The sequence below is a fragment of the Roseococcus thiosulfatophilus genome, from assembly GCF_017311575.1.
GTDB lineage: Bacteria > Pseudomonadota > Alphaproteobacteria > Acetobacterales > Acetobacteraceae > Roseococcus > Roseococcus thiosulfatophilus.
The window spans coordinates 17,823-35,327 of record NZ_JAFFQY010000011.1; the positions used below are offsets into that span (position 1 = coordinate 17,823).

Annotated in this window: 16 protein-coding genes; 8 read left to right on the plus strand and 8 right to left on the minus strand. The window is 73.8% G+C overall.

From position 1 onward, the window contains the following. Window positions 1–9: 9 nt before the first annotated feature. From JTN19_RS05740 to JTN19_RS05750, 3 genes are read right to left on the minus strand one after another with little or no spacing between them, the layout of a single operon-like run. Entirely contained in the window at window positions 10–1,671 is a 1,662-nt protein-coding gene (locus tag JTN19_RS05740; protein WP_206930957.1) for a hydantoinase B/oxoprolinase family protein, read from the minus strand. Continuing rightward, entirely contained in the window at window positions 1,668–3,764 is a 2,097-nt protein-coding gene (locus JTN19_RS05745) for a hydantoinase/oxoprolinase family protein (protein ID WP_206930958.1), read from the minus strand. The genes JTN19_RS05740 and JTN19_RS05745 overlap by 4 nt, the downstream gene beginning before the upstream one ends. Beyond that, window positions 3,761–4,549, minus strand: a complete 789-nt coding sequence (locus JTN19_RS05750; RefSeq protein WP_206930959.1) for an SDR family oxidoreductase — start codon at window positions 4,547–4,549, stop codon at window positions 3,761–3,763. Before JTN19_RS05750 ends, JTN19_RS05745 begins: the two co-directional genes overlap by 4 nt. A gap of 116 nt (window positions 4,550–4,665) precedes the next feature. On the opposite strand from JTN19_RS05750, the gene JTN19_RS05755 reads away from it, so the two are divergent. Continuing rightward, window positions 4,666–5,640, plus strand: coding sequence for a 2-hydroxyacid dehydrogenase (locus JTN19_RS05755; RefSeq protein WP_206930960.1), 975 nt, complete (start codon window positions 4,666–4,668; stop codon window positions 5,638–5,640). Window positions 5,641–5,685: 45 nt separating this feature from the next. Here JTN19_RS05755 and JTN19_RS05760 read toward each other — a convergent pair whose 3' ends face one another. The 4 genes from JTN19_RS05760 to JTN19_RS05775 all read right to left on the minus strand — a co-directional run bounded on the left by JTN19_RS05760 (window position 5,686) and on the right by JTN19_RS05775 (window position 10,397). Next, window positions 5,686–6,642: an NAD(P)H-dependent flavin oxidoreductase gene (locus tag JTN19_RS05760; RefSeq protein WP_206930961.1), complete on the minus strand. Its 957-nt coding sequence runs from the start codon at window positions 6,640–6,642 to the stop codon at window positions 5,686–5,688. Then, window positions 6,639–7,604: a Bug family tripartite tricarboxylate transporter substrate binding protein gene (locus JTN19_RS05765; RefSeq protein WP_206930962.1), complete on the minus strand. Its 966-nt coding sequence runs from the start codon at window positions 7,602–7,604 to the stop codon at window positions 6,639–6,641. Before JTN19_RS05765 ends, JTN19_RS05760 begins: the two co-directional genes overlap by 4 nt. Then, entirely contained in the window at window positions 7,601–8,776 is a 1,176-nt protein-coding gene (locus JTN19_RS05770) for an acyl-CoA dehydrogenase family protein (protein WP_206930963.1), read from the minus strand. The genes JTN19_RS05765 and JTN19_RS05770 overlap by 4 nt, the downstream gene beginning before the upstream one ends. Window positions 8,777–8,843: 67 nt before the next feature. Beyond that, on the minus strand, window positions 8,844–10,397 hold the full coding sequence (locus JTN19_RS05775; RefSeq protein ID WP_206930964.1) for a Na/Pi symporter: 1,554 nt from the start codon (window positions 10,395–10,397) through the stop codon (window positions 8,844–8,846). 168 nt (window positions 10,398–10,565) lie between these two features. Here JTN19_RS05775 and JTN19_RS05780 point away from each other — a divergent pair, with 168 nt between their 5' ends. From JTN19_RS05780 to JTN19_RS05810, 7 genes are all read left to right on the plus strand, one after another. After that, the gene (locus JTN19_RS05780; protein WP_206930965.1) at window positions 10,566–10,979 is read left to right on the plus strand and encodes an ATP-binding protein; all 414 of its coding nucleotides are present in this window, start codon (window positions 10,566–10,568) and stop codon (window positions 10,977–10,979) included. Between the two features lie 108 nt (window positions 10,980–11,087). Then, the gene (locus tag JTN19_RS05785) at window positions 11,088–11,411 is read left to right on the plus strand and encodes an STAS domain-containing protein (RefSeq protein WP_206930966.1); all 324 of its coding nucleotides are present in this window, start codon (window positions 11,088–11,090) and stop codon (window positions 11,409–11,411) included. 6 nt (window positions 11,412–11,417) lie between these two features. After that, window positions 11,418–12,182 (plus strand): CheR family methyltransferase, encoded by a 765-nt coding sequence (locus JTN19_RS05790; protein WP_206930967.1) that lies wholly within the window; start codon window positions 11,418–11,420, stop codon window positions 12,180–12,182. Next, a complete protein-coding gene (locus JTN19_RS05795; protein WP_206930968.1) occupies window positions 12,175–13,113 on the plus strand; it encodes a chemotaxis protein CheW in 939 nt (312 codons plus the stop codon). Before JTN19_RS05790 ends, JTN19_RS05795 begins: the two co-directional genes overlap by 8 nt. Next, entirely contained in the window at window positions 13,110–14,126 is a 1,017-nt protein-coding gene (locus JTN19_RS05800; RefSeq protein ID WP_206930969.1) for a chemotaxis protein CheB, read from the plus strand. Before JTN19_RS05795 ends, JTN19_RS05800 begins: the two co-directional genes overlap by 4 nt. After that, window positions 14,123–14,776 carry a response regulator gene (locus tag JTN19_RS05805; protein WP_206930970.1) on the plus strand — a complete coding sequence of 218 codons (654 nt, stop codon included), beginning with the start codon at window positions 14,123–14,125 and terminating at the stop codon, window positions 14,774–14,776. The genes JTN19_RS05800 and JTN19_RS05805 overlap by 4 nt, the downstream gene beginning before the upstream one ends. Then, the gene (locus JTN19_RS05810; protein ID WP_206930971.1) at window positions 14,776–17,133 is read left to right on the plus strand and encodes a chemotaxis protein CheA; all 2,358 of its coding nucleotides are present in this window, start codon (window positions 14,776–14,778) and stop codon (window positions 17,131–17,133) included. The genes JTN19_RS05805 and JTN19_RS05810 overlap by 1 nt, the downstream gene beginning before the upstream one ends. Before the next feature lie 15 nt (window positions 17,134–17,148). Here the strand turns inward: JTN19_RS05810 and JTN19_RS05815 are convergent, their stop codons facing one another. Next, window positions 17,149–17,499: a ribosomal subunit interface protein gene (locus tag JTN19_RS05815; RefSeq protein ID WP_206930972.1), complete on the minus strand. Its 351-nt coding sequence runs from the start codon at window positions 17,497–17,499 to the stop codon at window positions 17,149–17,151. Window positions 17,500–17,505: the final 6 nt, after the last annotated feature.

The following is a 17,505-nucleotide window of genomic DNA, read 5'->3' on the forward strand; positions in this document are numbered from 1 at the left end:
GCGGGGGGCTCAGCCCCCCCACCCGTAAAGGCGCTTCGCCTCCGCCGGGCTGACCAGCCCATCGGCCACGTCGCGCGCGACCAGTTCCGGGTCGCGCGCCTTCGCATCGCCCATGCCGCCGCCGCCGGGCAGCTTCAGCAGCAGATGCCGGCCCTTGGGCACCACCTGGAAGCCCTTGGTGCGGAGCACGGTGCCGTTGGCGTCGTCGAGGCCGACCCAGCCATTGGCCCCTTCCCCGCCGCCGAGGCGCCCCTTCGGCGCGTTCGCCACGCGGTCGAAGATGGCGTTAACCGCGAACTCGGCGTCGCCCTTGGCGCCGATCTCCATGACCTGCCCGAAGCCGCCGCGCGTTCGGCCGGCACCCGCGCTGTCGGGCCGCAATTCCTTCCGCCAGAAGATGACGGGGGCCACGTTCTCCGTGGCCTCCACCGGCATGGTCCGCACGCCGGAGGGGAAGGCGATGCCGTCCAGCCCGTCCTTCGTGGGGCGCGCGCCGGTGCCGCCGGAGTTGAAGGTGATGATCTCGAAATCCTCGGTCTCGGCCGCCTGGCCGCTGACCTGGCTGCCGCCGCGCAGGGGCGGGTTCCATAGCGCCGACGAACCTTCGGCGTTCACGCGGTCGGGCACGGCATGGCTGAGGCAGCCCATCATCAGATCGGGGATGAGCTGGCCGATGACGTGCCGCACACTGACCGGATAGGGTCGCGGCGCGTTGAGGATGCAGCCCTCCGGGATCACCATCTCGAAGGGCTTGAGGCTGGCCCAGTTGTTGGGGATCTCGGGCGCTACCACGCACTTGATCCCGAAGCAGGAATAGGCGCGGCAATAGGAGGGCGGCACGTTGATGCCGCGCGTGGAGAGCCCCGAGGTGCCGGCATAATCCACCACGATGCGGTCCGCGTGCAGCGTCATGGCGGCCTTGAGCGTGACGGGCGCCTCATAGCCATCGCTGCGGATTTCGGCGTGGAAGGTGCCGCGCGGCAGGGCCGCGATCGCTTCCTGCGTGGCGGCCAGGCTGCTGTCGAAGATGAAGGTGGCGAGCCCGTCCAGGCTGTCCATCTTGTACTCGTCCATCATCTCGACGAGGCGCTTCGCCCCCGCATCATTGCAGGCGCAGAGGGAGTAGATGTCGCCTTCCAGCTCCACCGGCGTGCGGGAGCCGACGCGGATGAAGTCGAAGAAGGTCTCGTTGGGCGTGCCCTGGTCGAAGCACTTCACGATGGGGATGTAGAGGCCTTCCTCGAAGACCGAACGCCCCTCCGGCCCCATGCCGAGGCCGCCGATGTCAATGATGTGCGCGGTGTTGGCGAAGAGCCCCACGATGGCGCCGTTGCGGAAGGCGGGTGTCACCACCGTCAGGTCATGCAGGTGCCCGGTGCCGAGCCAGGGGTCGTTGGTGATGTAGTGGTCGCCGGGCTTCATGGTGGCGGCGGGGAATTTCGCGAGGAAATGCCCCACGGATTCCATCATGGAATTCACATGGCCCGGCGTGCCGGTCACGGCCTGGGCCAGCATGCGCCCTTCCAGGTCGAAGATGCCGGCTGAAAGATCACCCGCCTCGCGCACCGTGGTGCTGAAGGCGGTGCGGATCATGGTCTGCGCCTGTTCCTCGACCACCGCGATGAGGCGGTTCCATTGGATCTGGCGCTGGATTTTTTCGAGGGCGTTCATGCCGCGTCTCCCTTGGTCAGCTCCAGGTATCCCAAGCCATCCATCCGGCAGGCCCACCCCGGCCCCACCAGCGTGGACGTCTCATCCTCCACCACGATGCAGGGCCCGGGCACGGTCGCCCCAGGTGCCATGTCGTCGCGCGCATAGACGGCCCACTCGGCCACCTGGCCCGTCGCGGTGTCGCGCACCTGCTGGGTGCGGATGGGCGCGGGCGCGGGGGCGTCCATCACCTCGGCCACCGGGTCGGCGTGGTCCACCACGGTGGCGACGGTGACGGCGAAGCTCAGCACCTCCACATCCGAACCAGGAACGGGCCGGTCGTAGAAGCGCGTGTACTCGGCGTCATAGGCCGCGCGGATGTCGGCGATGTCGGCGGGCACCAGCGGCCGCACGGGCATGGGCACCGCGATCTCATGCCCCTGCCCCACATAGCGCATATAGGCGATGCGCGTTTCGGTCGTGGGCGCGCCGAAGCTGCCCTGGGCCACGACCTGCGACGCCTCCGCGCTCATCGCCGCCAGCAGCGCGTTCACGCCGTCCAGGTCGAAGCGGGCGAAGCGGGTGTAGAGGCTTTTGACCACCTCATAGGCCACGGGCGCGCGCAGGAAGCCGATGGCCGAACCCACGCCCGCGCCCGAGGGCACCAGCAGCCGGTTCACGCCGATCTTCTCCGCCACGCGATACCCATGCACGGGCCCGCCGCCGCCGAAGGCGATGATGGCGCGGCCCTCATAGGACTTCGCGCTCTCGATGGCATGGACGCGGGCGGCGTTGGCCATGTTCTCGTCCACCATCTCGACCACGCCCAGCGCCGCCATGCCGGGCTCCAGACCCAGCTTGCCGCCCACATGCGCGTCCAGCGCGGTGGCGGCCGCCGCTTCATTCAGCGCCAGCGACCCGCCCGCGAAGCTCGCCGCGTCATAGCGGCCGAGGGTGAGGTTCGCATCCGTCACCGCGGGCTTGGTACCGCCGCGGCCATAGCAGGCGGGGCCGGGCATGGCACCGGCACTTTCGGGCCCCACCTGGATGCGACCCATGGCGTCGAGCGAGGCCAGCGAACCGCCGCCCGCGCCGATCTCCACCATCTCGATCACGGGGATGCGCAGCGGCAGGCCGGAGCCGCGCTTGAAGCGGCCCACGCGCGCCACCTCGAAGGTGCGGCTCGCCTGCGGCGCGTAGTCGTCGATGAGGCAGACCTTGGCGGTGGTGCCGCCCATGTCGAAGCTCAGCACCTTCGACAATCCGCGCTGCCGCGCCACGAAGGCCGAGAAGATGGCGCCGCCCGCGGGCCCGCTCTCCACCAGGCGGATGGGGAAGCGCGCGGCGGTCTCGACCGTGGTCAGGCCGCCGCCCGAGAGCATCAGGAACAGGGGTGCCGCGACACCCATCTCGCGCAGCCCCGCCTCCAGCCGGCCGAGGTAGCTGGCCATCAGGGGCTGCACATAGGCGTTGGCGACGGTGGTGCTGAACCGCTCCCACTCGCGCATCTCGGGGCTGACTTCGCTGGCCAGCGAGACGGGCACGTCCGGCAGTTCGGCGCGCAGGATTTCGGCCGCGCGCTGTTCGTGCGCGGGGTTCACGAAGCCGTGCAGGAAGCCCACCGCGATGGCCTCGATGCCCTCGGATTTCAGGAAGAGGATGTGGGCGCGCAGGCTCGCCTCATCCAGCGGGCGCAGCACCTTGCCGGTGTTGTCCAGCCGTTCCACCACCGGCAGGCGCCAGCGGCGCGGCACCAGCGGCTGCGGCAGCTCGATGTTGAGGTCGTACTGGTCGTAGCGGCTCTCATTGCCCAGCGCCAGGACGTCGCGGAAGCCCTCGGTGGTGATCAGCGCCGTCTTCGCCCCCTTGCGCTCGATCAGCGCATTGGTGGCCAGCGTGGTGCCATGAATCACGAGCGTGACGTCGGCGGGGGTGAGGGAGGCGCGGGCCAGCGCCACGCGCACGCCCTCCAGCACGCCGAGTTCGGGCGCGTGCGGCGTGGTCAGGACCTTGGCGGTCCAGCGCGTGGCCTCGCCTTCGGCGTCCTGAGCTTCCAATGCGACATCGGTGAAGGTGCCGCCGATATCGGCAGCAAGTCTGACAGACGTGTTCACCACCCGCGCACCATCCCGCCATCCACGCGCAGCACGCAGCCCGTCATGTAGGCGGCCTGGTTGCTGCACAGGAAAGCGACCAGCGGGCCGTATTCGTCGGGCAGGCCGTAGCGGCCGGCGGGGATGGTCTTGGAACGCTCCGCGATCACGTCGTCCACCGACTTGCCCTGGCGCGCGGCCAGGCTGCCCGCGGTTTCCAGGCTGCGGTCGGTGCGGATTGCGCCGGGGGCCACGATGTTGCAGGTGATGCCCTCATGCGCCACCTCGGCCGAGAGCGTCTTCATCCAGCCCATGATCGAGGCGCGCAGCGTGTTGCTCAGCACCATGTTGGGAAGCGGCTGCAACATGCCCGTGCTGCCCACATTGATGATGCGGCCCCACTTGCGCTCGCGCATGCCGGGCAGCAGCGCGTTGGTGAGGCGAACCGGCGAAAGGACGATGCGCTGGAACCAGGTGGACAGCAGTTCCTCGCTGACCTCCAGCGCCGGGCCGGGCGGCGGGCCGCCATGGTTCTGCACCAGGATGTCCACGCCGCCCATGGCGGCCGTGGCCCCCTGGGCCAGCGCGTCCATCTGCGCCGCGTCCGCCACATCGGCCACGATGCCCTGGGCGAAGCTGGCGCCCTTGGCGCGGAGTTCGGCGCAGGCGGCATCCAGGCTCGACTGGTCGCGGCCGGTGATGACGAGCGAGGCGCCCTCGGCCGCCAGCGCTTCCGCGATGCTCCGCCCCAGCCCTTTCGAGGCCCCCATCACCAGCGCGCGACGCCCTGCCAGCCCGAAATCCATGCGAAAAACCCCTGTCGTGAACCTGTGCCGGACCCTGCCCAATGGCGCCCCCTCTGGCAAGGCGGGGGCCAGCGGCTATGGTGCGGGCCAAGACCGGAACTGACCAGGAATTCACCATGCCCAAGCCCGTCCTGCTGCTGACCCGCAAGCTGCCCCAGGCGATCGAGGCCCGCGCCGCCGCGGAGTTCGACGCGCGGCTCAACCCGCAGGACGAACCCTGGTTCCGCGACGGCGCCGAGATCGCCCGCCGTGCGGCCGAGGCCGGTGCGGCCGGCATCCTCTGCGCGGCCGGCGACCCGATGAATGCCGAGACCATCGCGGCGCTCCCCGCCAGTGTGAAGGCCATCGCCACCTTCAGCGTAGGCTATGACCATATCAACGTGCCCGCCGCGAAGGCGCGCGGCATCACGGTGACGAACACGCCCGAGGTGCTGTCCTTCGCCACGGCCGAAACCGCGCTGACCCTCATGCTCATGGCCGCCCGCCGCGCCGGCGAGGGCGAGCGCATGGTGCGCGCCCGCAAATGGGAGGGCTGGGCGCCCACGCAGCTGATGGGTGTCACGCTGGAGGGCAAGAAGCTCGGCATCCTCGGCATGGGCCGCATCGGGCGGGAACTCGCCGCCATGGCGCGCGGCCTCAAGATGGAAATCCATTACCGCGATGTGCAGCGCCTGCCGGCCGAGATGGAGCAGGGCGCCATCTTCCACGACAATGACGCGGGCTTCCTCGCCACCATTGACGTCATCTCCATGCACGTCCCGGGCGGGGATGCCACGCGCAAATGGCTGAACGCCGAGCGGCTGGCGCAGATGAAGCCCGGCAGCCTGGTGGTGAATTCCGGCCGCGGCGGCAGCGTGGACGATGTGGCGCTGGTGGCGGCCCTGAAGTCCGGCCACATCCGCGCCGCGGGCCTCGACGTGTATGACGGCGAGCCGGTGGTCCATGAGGGCTATTTCGGCCTGGAGAACGTGGTGCTGCTGCCGCATCTGGGCAGCGCCACCATCGAGGTGCGCGACGCCATGGGGCACCGCTCGCTGGACAATCTGGCCGCCGTGCTGGCCGGCAAGCCGGCGCTTCACCCGGTCGGCTAACTTTTCAACGCGACTGATTCACGCCCCCGCCTACGGCGGGGACGATCAGGCGCCGAGCATCCGGTTCATCCGCGCGAGGCCCTCCGCGGCCTCGCGCGCCATGCGTTCCACGATCAGGCCGGCGGGCTCCACGCCCTCGATCAGCCCCACGCATTGCCCGGCCCAGAGGTAGCTCTGGTCCAGCTCGCCATCGTCCACGCCGCGCGCGTTCAGCGGGCCCGCGATCATGGGCACGATGTCCTCGCCCGCCGCCTCGGCGGCCAGGATGGCCTCGGTGTGGGCCGAGCGCAAAGCACGCCCCGGCATGCCGAGCGAGCGCTTGATGACGGTGGTGCCCATGGGCTCCGCCGAAACCAGCGCCTGCTTGTAGTTCGCATGCGCGTGGGCCTCGGCGCTGGCCACGAAGCGGGTGCCCATCTCGACACCCTCGGCCCCCAGCGCCAGCGCCGCCAGCAGCCCCGCCCCATCCGCGATGCCGCCCGAGGCCAGCACGGGAATGGACACGGCGCGCACCACGCGCGGCACCATCACCATGGTCGTCTCGTCGCCCCGGCCGAGATGCCCGCCGCCCTCATAGCCCACGGTGGCGACGAGGTCCGCGCCCGCGCCCTCGGCCTTCTTCGCCAGTTCCGGCCCCGCGATCAGCACCAGCACCTTGGCGCGGCCATCAATGCGCTTGATCCAGGGCGCGGGGTTGCCGGCGGTGAGCGCGATGACCGCCACCCCCTCCTCCAGCGCCACCTCCATCATGGCGGTGAAGTCCATCCGGCCGAGGGGGAAGTTCACGCCGAAGGGCTTGTCGGTGAGCGCCCGCGCGCGACGGATTTCGGCGCGCAGCGCCTCGGCATCGGCCAGCCCCACGGTGGAGATCTGCCCCAGCCCCCCCGCCGCGCTGACGGCCGCGCACAGCTCCGCCTTGGCGACGCGCGCCAGCCCCCCCTGCACGATGGGATAGCGCACGCCGAGCAGGCGCGAGGCGCGGGTCTGAATGGAATGGGTCATCCGTCGGCCCTGATGTTGGCGGCGCGCACGGCCTCGCCCCAGGTCGCGACCTCGCGCGCCAGGAAGTCGCGGAATTCGGCGGGTGGCATGCCGGAGGGCAAGGCGCCGGCCGCGCGCAGCCGCGCCGCGTGTTCCTCCTGGCGCAGCGCGGCAGCGATGATCTCGGCCACGCGCGCGATGATGGGCGCGGGGGTGGCGGCCGGCGCCATCAGCGATTGCCAGGCCACGGGCGCGAAACCCTCCCAGCCCAGCGCCGCGCCGATGGGGCGGATGTCGGCGAAGTCCGGGTGCGGCTCGGTCGAGGAAATGCCGAGGCCCCGGATGCTGCCCGCCCGCAACTGCCCCGATTGCGGCGGCAGGTTCTCGAACACCGCCTGCAGCCGCCCCGCCACCAGCTCCGTCACGGCCGGCGCGGAACCCCGGAAGGGCACATGGGTCGCGCTGATGCCCGCGCGGCGGCAGAACATCTCCATGGCCAGATGCGGCACCGTGCCGATGCCGGCCGAGCCATAGGTGATGCCGCCCGACTGCCCGCGCGCCCAGTCCACGAAGCCCCGCGCATCCCGCGCGGGCGAGCCTGGGTGCACCGACAGCACATTGGGCACCATCATCACGACCGTGACGGGTGCGAGGTCCCGCAGCAGGTCGAAGGGCATGTTGCGGTAGTAGCTGTGATTGATGGCCGCGGCGGCGGCGGCCACCACGAAGACCGAGCCATCGGCCGGGCCGCGCGCCACATGGTCCATGCCGAGATTGCCGCCCGCGCCGGTGCGGTTCTCCACCAGGAAGGTGCCGCCCGTGGCGGCGCCGAGCGCCTGGGCGACGAAGCGGGCCGAGAGGTCCGACGCCCCGCCCGGCGTGAAGGGCGAGACGATCCGCACCGGGCCCTGCGGCCAGGATTGCGCGAGCGCGGGCGCGGCCAGCAAAGCCGGCGCGGCGAGCAGATGGCGGCGTCGCATCATCTTGCGTTCCTCTCCTTGATCATGTCGCGGGCGATCAGCAGGCGCTGGATGTCCGAGGCGCCCTCGAAGATGCGGAAGAGCCGCACATCGCGGAACAATTGCTCCACCGCCGTGCCGCGCATGTAGCCGGCGCCGCCATGGATCTGCACGGCGTGGTCGGCGACGCGCCCCACCATCTCGGAGGCGAAGAGCTTGCAGCAGGCGATGTCGGCGATGATGGGGCCCTGCGCCTCGCCCGCCGCGTCGAAGGCGCGGGCCGTCTCCAGGATCATGCTGCGCGCGGCGAGCGTCTCGGCGCGCATGTCGGCAAGGCGGCCCTGCACCATCTGGAATTCGGCCAGGGCCTGGCCGAACTGCCGGCGGTTCCGGGCGTGGAACAGCGTCTCCTGGATCAGCCGCTCGGCCTGGCCCGCGCAGGTGACGGCCACGTGCAGCCGCGCGTGGTTGATGCCGCGCATGGCGGTCTTGAAGCCCCCGCCCTCGCGCCCGCCGATGAGGTTCTCCGCCGGCACGCGCACGCCCTGGAAGAGGACCTCGGAGGTGGCGCTGCCATCCTGGCCCATCTTGCGGTCCGCCGGGCCGCAGCTCACGCCCGGCGTGCCCGCGGGCACGATGAAGGCCGAGATGCCGGAGGCGTCGCGCGTCTCCAGATCCGTGCGCGCCATCACGATGAAGACATCGGCCTGGCGGGCATTGGTGATGTAGCGCTTCACCCCGTCCAGCACATACTCGCTGCCCTCACGGCGGGCCGTGGTCCGCACGCCGCCGGCATCGCTGCCGGCCTCGGGTTCGGTCAGGCAGAAGGCGGCGGTGACCTCGCCGCTCGCCATGCGGGGCAGCCATTCGGCGCGCTGCGCCTCGCTGCCATTGTAGAGGATGGGCTGGGAGCCGAGGCCGATGGTGGTGGAGAAGCGCGCGCGGAAGACGGAACTGGCCCGCGTCACCTCCAGCATCACGCGCACCTGCTGTTCCATGCTGAGGCCCAGCCCGCCATGGCGCGTGGGGATGGAGATGCCGAAGAGGCCCATCTCGCGCAGGCGCTGCGTCAAATCCTCGGGGAGGGTTTCCTGGCCTTCCAGGCGGGGCTCGGCGGGGATCAGCACCTCGTCCACCAGGCGGCGGACATTCTCCAGGTATTCGGCGAATTCCGCTTCGCCGGCGCGCGCCGGCATGCCGTCATTCATGACGCGCCCCCCGTTGTGATTGTGGCGAAAGCGTCGGCGCGCGCGCGCCAGGCTGTCAAGCGGCCTCCCGCGCCAGCAAGGCAAGGCGCCGCACCCACCACACCGCGCGCTCGAAATGGCCGGTCAGGCGGAACATGGGCTCCGGCGCGTCCTGGGCGGCCTCGCGGCGCAGGCGCTGCATCATCTCGCCCCGGTCGGCGGCGAGTTCCACCAGCCAGGCGGGGTCGTCGCCGGGGGCGAGGGCGGAGAGTTCCTCCAGCAGCAGGTGCAGCGCCTCGGCCATGGGCGCCACGCGCGGGTGGGCCAGCTCCGCGCCCGCCTCCGCGAAGCCCTCCACCGCCTCGCGCAGGGCGACCAGCCCATCCAGCCGCGCGCGGGCGGTGACGGCGGCGGTGAGGTCCTCGGGCGCCAGTTCGCGCGCCAGCAGCCCCGCCAGGAAATGGCCGATGGCCGCCTCCAGCGCGGGGCTGCCGGCGGCGTCGGGGTTCGCCGCCTCGCCGCGCAGGGGGCCCAGCGTGCCGGGCAGCCGCGCCAGCAGCCGGGCCTGCTCGGCCGCCACCAGCGGCAGGGCGGAGGGCGGGTCGGCCAGCGCCTGGGCGTGCAGGAAGCGGGGCTGGCCCGCGGCTTCCAGCGCGTCGGCGGGGGCCAGGCGCGCCATCAGCCCCGCCCAGGCATCGGGCCGGACGAGCGCCAGCAATGCCATGGCCAGTTGCAGCCACAGGAAGAGAAGGGCGAGCCGCGTGGCGGCCCCCTCGGCCAGCCAGCCGGTCGCGGCCAGGACCAGGGGCGCGCCGCTGGCCATCTCCAGCGCCAGGGCCGCCAGGAAGATCGCGGCCCCCAACGTCCGCAACACAAGTTGAAACAACACCACCTGCCGCGCCGAGCCGCGCAGCCCCCGCCCCAGCAGCCAGGCCGCCAGCCCCGAGCCGAAGGACGCACCGCAGATCCCCAGCGCCGCCTGCTCCAATGAGACCAGCCCCGCCCCGTGCAGCGTGATCAGCAGGATGGAGACGGTGGAGGAGGATTGCGTGACCAGCACCAGCCCCGCCCCCAGCGGCACCAGCAGCCAGGCCATGCCCGCGGTGGCGGCGAGCAGCCACTGCACCCCCGGCGCATCGCGCAGCGGGGCCGCACCCGCCTGCAGCAGGCCAAGCCCCAGCAGCATCAGGCCCAGCCCGGTCAGTGCCGCCAGCGCCGGGCGCAGCCGCCCCTGCGCGTCCCCCGCCCGACGCCCGCCCGCCGCCGGCCCGCGGTCCAGGAAGGTCATCACCCCGGCCAGGAACAGCACCCACAGCGCGGCCAGGCGCAAATCCATGGTGGCCACCAGCACCAGCCCCGCGGTGCCGACATTGGCCCAGGCCAGCAGCGGCAGGGCGCGGTGCGGGGGCAGCAGACCCGCGGCGCGCATGGAGGCGGTGATGAAGGTGACGGCGTTGCTGCTCTGCGTCAGCCCGCCCAGCATCAGGCCCAGCAGCGCGGCCGAGCCCGTGCCGCCGGCCAGCCCCGCCCGCAGGCGCGGCCCGGCCAGCGCGGCCAGCGGCCCCGAAAGGCCGCGCACGCCCAAAAAGAACAGGCCAAGCCCGCCCAGGAGGGTGGCGGTGAGGTCCATGCTATGCAGCGGCCCTGGGCATCATGTCATAAAAATGCAAAGAAACATCAGGGGCTTGCCCTCCCTGGCCCGAGGTGCCGCCGAAGCCCGCGCCGCGTCAAGCCAAGGATTTCCCAGCGGGCGGCGGCGGGGCTAGTCTCACCCCCCAACCACACGAGGCCCGCCCGCATGGACCAGCCCCGCATGACGCTGCGCCTGCCCCCCGGCACGGAGGAGGTGGCGCGTCTGCTGGACGAGGTGGAAGCCTTCGCCGAGGAGGCCGAAATCCCCACCGCGCTCGCCATGCGGCTCGCCCTCGTCGCGGAGGAGCTGGCGGCGAACGTGGTCATGCACGGCACGGGCGCGGGCTACTTCGCCTTCACCGCCACGGTCACCGAGGCGGGCGTGGCCATCCTCTTCGAGGATGACGGCCCGGCATTCGACCCGCTGGCCGCCCCCGAGGCCGCGACCGGCGCGGGCGTGGATTCGCGCGAGGTGGGCGGGCTCGGCCTGCATCTGCTGCGGAAGATGACGCGGGGCGCCGCCTGGGAACGGGCGGGCGGCGTCAACCGCCTGACCTGCCTGCTGCCCCGCGACCACTGAACATTCCCATCAAGGGCCGGATTTCGCGCCGCGCGGTTCTTGGATTAATCTGCGGCTGACATTGGGCACCGCCCTCGCGGAACGCCGCATCACACGGAGCGACCACGCATGGAGATCACCGAGACCAGCGAAGGCGGAAAGGCGGTGGCCATCCTCGACGGCCGCCTCGACACCGCGACGGCGGCGGCGGCCGAGGCGAAGCTGCTGGCGATGCTGGGCCAGGGGGCCGTGATCGCGGACCTCTCGGCGGTGCGCTACGTCTCCTCGGCCGGGCTGCGCGTGCTGCTCAAGGCGGCCAAGCAGGCCAAGGCGGCGGGCCATGGCTTCGCGGTGGCCGGGCTGCAGCCCGCGGTGCGCGAGGTCTTCGAGATCAGCGGCTTCGACAAGATCATCCCCGCCTACGACACGCGGGCCGACGCCGCGGCGGGCTGACCGCCCATGTCCGCGCCCGCCCGCCTGGCCGATGGCGACCTGGCGGAGGGCGTGATGGCGGCGGTCGGGCGCATCGCGGGGCTCGCGCCCTCGCCCGTGCTGGCGGGGCGGCTCGCGGCCGCCGCCGCGCTGCTGCCCGCCTGCGCCGCCGCCCCCGAACACCATGACCACCCGGCCTGGGCCGCGCTGCTCGATGCGGTGACGGTGCAGGAGACGCGGCTGTTCCGCATCCCCGCGCAATGCGCCGCACTTGGCGCGTTGCTGCCCGGAATCGCCGCGCGCGCGCGGGCGGAGGGGCGGGCGCTGCGCCTGCTCTCGGCCGGCTGCGCCTCGGGCGAGGAGGCATTCACCCTCGCCGCCCTGGCCCGCGCCGCGGCACCCGACTGGCCGGTGGAGGTGCTCGGCCTCGACCTCTGCCGCCCCGCCTTGGCCCGCGCCCAATCGGGCCGGCTGGAACCCGGCCTGGGTGACCCGCTGGCCCTGGTGCCCCCTGCCCTGCTGCCCGACTTCGCGAACGGCCAGCCCGCGCCGGCCCTGCGCGCGCGGGCGCGTTTCCGGCGCGCCAACCTGCACCTCGATCTCGGCGCGGCGGGCGAGTTCGACGTGGTCTTCTGCCGCAACGTGCTGATCTACCTGACGGAGCCGGCGCGGGAGGCGCTGCTGGCGCGGCTGCGCGCGGCGCTGGCGCCGGGCGGGGTGCTGGGCCTCGGCCCCACCGACCGCCACCCGCCCGGCATGGCGCATCTGGGCGAGAACCTTCTGGATGGCTGAGCCCGCCCCCCTGCTGCCCCTGCCCGGCGGCGGCTGGTGCGCGCTGGGCGGCGGCACGGCCGAGCCCGTCTCCGCCCCGCCGCGCGCCATCCCCGAGCAGGCCGCGCCCCTGGCCGAGGCCGCGCCACCCCCCGCCCCCCGCCGGCGCGGCACGGGTCTGGAGGCGCTGCACCTGAGCCTCTCCGGCGTGGCGCTGGCCCTGCCCTCGGCGCTGGCCGAGCACATCCACCCCATGCCGGAGCTCATGCCCCTGCCCGGCGCGCCCGCCTGCGTGCGCGGGCTGGCGCTGGCCGGCGGCGCGCCCATCCTGGTGCTGGACAGCCTGGAAGTGGCGGGCGGTGGCGGCGTGGCGGAGGCCCCCGCCTGGCTGCTGGCGCTGCGCTGGAAGGGGCGGCGGCTCGGCCTGCCTGCCGGGCGCATCGCCGCCGGCCCCGCCGTGCCGGCGCTGCGGCATTTCGAGACATGGCTGGAGACTCGCCCCGCCCAGGCGGCGCTGGCCCTGGCGCCCCCCGCGCTGGAGGAGGCCATGAGCCGCCCCATCGCCGAACGCCACCTGGTGCTGTTCCGCGCGGGCGGGCTGCGCGCCGCCCTGCCGGCCGAGGCGGTGCACGCCGTGCTCGCCCCCGTCCGCGCGCAATCCCTGCCCGGCGGCGGCGGTGTGGTGGCGCCCCACCGGGGCGAATTGCTGCCGGTGCGCGACGCCGGGCTGCGCCTGGGTGCCGCCCCCGCCGCGCCCGGTGCCGCCGTGCCGATGATCCGCCTTGCCCTGGCGCGCGAATGCCTGGTGGCGGTCACGGCCATCGAGGGGGTGCGGCGCATCCCCGCCGCCGACATCACCCCCCTCGGCGCGGGCGAAGGCCTGGTGGCGGGGCTCGCGCGGGTGCAGGGCGAGAACCTGATGCTGCTCTCCCCCACGGCGCTGGCCGCATGAACGCGGCCCCCCTCCGCGTCGTCGTGGTGGATGACAGCGCCTTCATGCGCATGGCGCTGCGCCGCATCATCGAGGCGGAGGGCGACCTCAGCGTGGTGGGCGAGGCCGCCGATGGCGAGGCCGGCGTCGAAGCCGTGCGCCGGCTGCGGCCCGAGCTGGTGGCGATGGATGTGGAGATGCCCGTCCTCTCCGGCATCGAGGCCACGCGGCGAATCATGGCGCTCGACACCCCGCCCGCCGTGGTCATGGTCAGCCAGCACACGCAGGACCACAGCCCCGCCGCGCTGGAGGCACTGGCCGCCGGCGCCGCCGACTACATCAGCAAGGAGACGGGGCTGGGCGGGCTCGACCTCGGCCATCTCGACCGCGCGCTGCGCGAGCGGCTGCGGCACTGGGCGCGGGCGCGGGCGATGGTGGGGCGGCCCGGGGCCGCGCCGGGGCGGGCCGCGCTGGGGGCACCGCCGCCACTTGTGCTCGTCGCGGCCTCGACCGGAGGGCCGGAGGCGCTGGCCGCGCTGCTGGCGGCCTCGGGCCCACTGCCCGTGCCCATGGTCATCGCCCAGCACATGCCGCGCGGCCTGGCGCCGGAACTGGCCGCGCAGCTTGGCCGCCGGGCGGGCTGGCCGGTGCGCGCGGCGGGGCCGGAGGAGGCGCTGCGCGGCGGCGAGGCGCTGCTGCTGCCCGAGGATGGCGTGGTGCTGCGCGCGGGCGACGGGCTGCGGCTGCGCCTGGCACCGGGCGGCGGCGTGGTGCACCCCTCGGCCGACCTGCTGTTCCGTTCCGCCGCCACCTCGGGCCTGCCGGCCGCCGCCGTGGTGCTGACCGGCATGGGCGAGGATGGCGCGGCGGGGGCGGAGGCGCTGGCGGCCATCGGCGGGCGCGTGCTGGTGCAATCGGCCGAGAGCGCCGTGGTTCCGGGCATGCCGCGCGCCGCCGCCGCCCGGGTGGCGGGGGCGGAGGCGCTGCGGCCCGCTGATCTCGGCGCGCTGCTGCGCGGCTGGTGGCCCGCATGACCGACCCCGAGCTTCTGGCCGCCTTCCAGGAGGAATTCGCCGCCGGTTGCGCCGCCCTGGCCACCGCCCCCGACCTCACGGCCGCCCGGCGGCAGGTGGCGCAGCTTCTCGCCATGGCCGAGGCGCTGGAGATGGCGCCGCTGCGCGAGGCCCTGGCCGCGCTGGAGGGCGAGGAGGCGCTGGAGGCGTTGCGCCAGGGCGCCCCCGTGCTGGCCGCGCTCGCTTCCGGCGACACCCAAGCCGCCGACACCACGGCCCGCGTGCTGATCGTGGATGACAGCGCCACCATCCGCCGCCTGTTGCGCGAAATCCTGGCCACCGACCCCTTCTTCACCGTGGTGGGCGAGGCGATGGACGGAAGCGCGGGCCTCGCCGAACTGGCCCGGCTGCGGCCGGACCTGACCCTGCTCGACCTCGAGATGCCCGTGCTGGACGGCATGGGCTTCCTGGCCGAATGGGCGTTGACGGGGCCGGGCGAGGTGGTGGTCGTCTCCTCCGCCGCGCATCCGGGCAGCCCGGCGGCGCTGGAGGCGCTGCGGCGCGGGGCGCGGGCGGCGGTGGCCAAGCCCTCGGGCGCGCTTTCGCCCGACCTCGCCGCGCGATCGGGCGAGGCCATCCTGCGCGCGGCGCGGGCCGCACTGGAGCGCTGATGGAAGCCGACGACCCGCTCTGGCAGGAATTCGCGGCCGAGACGGCCGAGCACCTGGACACGCTCGAACAGGGCCTCGACGGTAGCGCGCCGGTGGATGTGCTGTTCCGCGCCATGCACAGCCTGAAGGGCATGTCGGCCGCACTCGGCGCGCAGGGCATGGGCGCGCTGGCGCATCGCGCGGAGGATGTGCTGGGGCTGGTCCGGGCCGGCCGCATGGCGCTGGACGCGCCCGCGCGTGACGCGCTGCTGGCGGCGGTGGACGCGCTGCGGGCGCAGCGGACGGCGCTGCTGGAACGCCAAGCCGATGCGCCGCCGCCGCCGGAGCTGCTGACGCGGCTGGCCGCCTTGGCCGAGGGGCGCCCCGAATCCGCGCCCGCCGCCGCACCCTCAGCGCCGGCCACGGATGCTTCGCCCTTGCGCCTCAGCCTCGCCGCGCGCCTCGCCGAGGAGGTGCCGGCCCTGGCGCGGGGCGAGGCCCTGCCCGGCCTGGCCGAAGCCGCCGAGGGCGCGGAGCTGCCGCGCCTGGCCATGCTGCTGCGCGCCGCCCCCGGCTCCGCCGCCGGTTTCGGGCGGCTGCGCACGGCGCTGCGCCTGCTGGAGGAGAATACCGGCATGCCCGCCGGCGCCAGCATCGCCTGGCCCGACCCGCCCGACCCCGACCCGCTGCTGACGGCCCCCGATGCCCGACTGGCCGAGGCCGCGCGCGACTATGCCGATGCGGCCCTCGCCTATGGGGTGGAGGGCGCCGAGACGCTCGGTCGGCAGGTGCAGGATTTGGCGCTGCGCGGCCTGCCCCGGCCGGCGGGGCTGGAGGCGGCGCTGGCGGCCGGGCGGCCGATCGAGGGCGCGCTGGCGCCGCCGCCGCCGCCGCTCACACCGGGGCTGGCCGCCGTGCTGCCGCCCTCTTCCCATGCGCGCGCCGCCGCCGCCATGGCATCGGGGCAGCGCATCTGGCGGCTGCGCCTGGGGCCGCTCGCCGCCGCCGAGGCCCTGGCCGCCCCCTTCCTCGCGCGCGCCGGCGAGGTGCTGGCCAGCGCCGGCCCGCCCGAGGCCATGGACATCTTCCTGGCCAGCGCCCTGCCGGCCGGCGAGATGGCGGCGCTCCGCGCCGAGACGGACCCCGAGGGCGTGGCGCTGGCCCATCTGGCCCCCGCCGACGCCCCGCCCCCCGCCCCCACCATGCGCGTGCGGCAGGACCGGATTGATGCCGTCATCGCGCTGGAGACGGAGCTGCGCGCGGCCTCGCTCGCCCTGACCGAGGCGCTGGCGGCCCCCGAGGCGCGCTCGGCCCTGGCGGAGCTGGGCGCCTTGCAGGGCCGCCTGCCGCCGGCCTTCGCCGCGCGCATCGCGGGGCCGCTGGAGCGGCTGCGCGCCGCCACGGGCGCCGCAGAGCGCGCGGCGGGCCGGGTGGCGCTCACCCTCGGCCAACTGGACGAGGCGGTGCTGGCGCTCCGCGTCGTGCCCTTCGCGACCCTGGCCGCCCGCCTGCCCCGTGCCCTGCGCGCGGCCGCCGAAGCCGGGGGCAAGCAGGCCGCGCTGGTGGTGGAGGGCGAGGATGTGCAGCTCGACCGCGCGCTGGCCGATGCGCTGGCGGACCCGCTGCTGCACCTGATCCGCAATGCCGCCGACCATGGCGTGGAACCGCCGGCCGAGCGCATGGCCGCCGGCAAGCCCGCCACGGCCCAGCTCGTGCTGAGCGCGGAACGCCTGCCGGGCCGGCTGCGCGTGAGCCTTTCCGATGATGGGCTCGGCATTGACGAGGCGCTGGTGCTGGCACGCGCGGTCGAACGCGGCCTTGTCTCGCCCGACTCCGCCCAGCGCCTAGCGCCGGCCGACATCCATGCGCTGCTCTTCCTGCCCGGCTTCTCGACGCGCGAGGCGGTGAGCGAGACCTCCGGCCGCGGCGTGGGCCTCGATGTGGTGCAGGAGGCGGCGCGGCGCGCGGGGGGCGTGGTGCGGGTGGAAAGCACGCGGGGCCAGGGCACGCGCTTCACGCTGGACGTGCCGCTCAATGCCGCCATCCAACCCGTGCTGCTGGTGGAGGCGGGCGGGCATGCCTATGCGCTGCCGGCGGGGCGGGTGGAGGCCGTGCTGCGGCCCGAGGAATGCCCGGCCGATGCCGCCCCCCTGGCGCTGGAGACCGTGCTGCGCCTGCCGCCCGCGCGGCCAGGCGCGGTGGTGGTGTTGCGCCGGCCGGCCGGGAAGCTTTCGCTGGCCGTGGCGCGGCTGGGGCGGCGGACGGATTTGCTGCTGAAGCCGCTGCACCCCGACCTCGCCGCGACGCCCGGGGTGGGGGGCGTGGGCGTGCTGGGCAATGGCGAGGCGGTGCTGCTGCTGGAGCCGGACGGGCTTTAAGCCTGTCTCAGCTTTTTATCTCAACTCATTGTCCCGGATGGATTCCGCGCCCTTCTTCTCGTTCAGCTTGCCCAGCTGCGTGTCCAGCAGGGCGCGCAGCTTCTTGATGGCGCCGGCCCAGGCCTCGGGCAGCGTGGCCGCCATATGCGTCACGGCCACGGGCTTCTGGCCGGAGGGCCGGGCCTCCATCAGGCAGCGCTTGTCGTTGTCGCCGGGCTTGGCGGCATTCTCGTCGCTGAGGTGCACCTCGATGCGCGTCACCTGCTGCGCGAAGCGGGAAAGCCCCTGCTCCACATCCTCCTGCACCCGGGCCACCAGCGTCTCGCGGCCGGCGATGTTGTAATCCGTGTTGACCTGGATCTGCACGCGTTT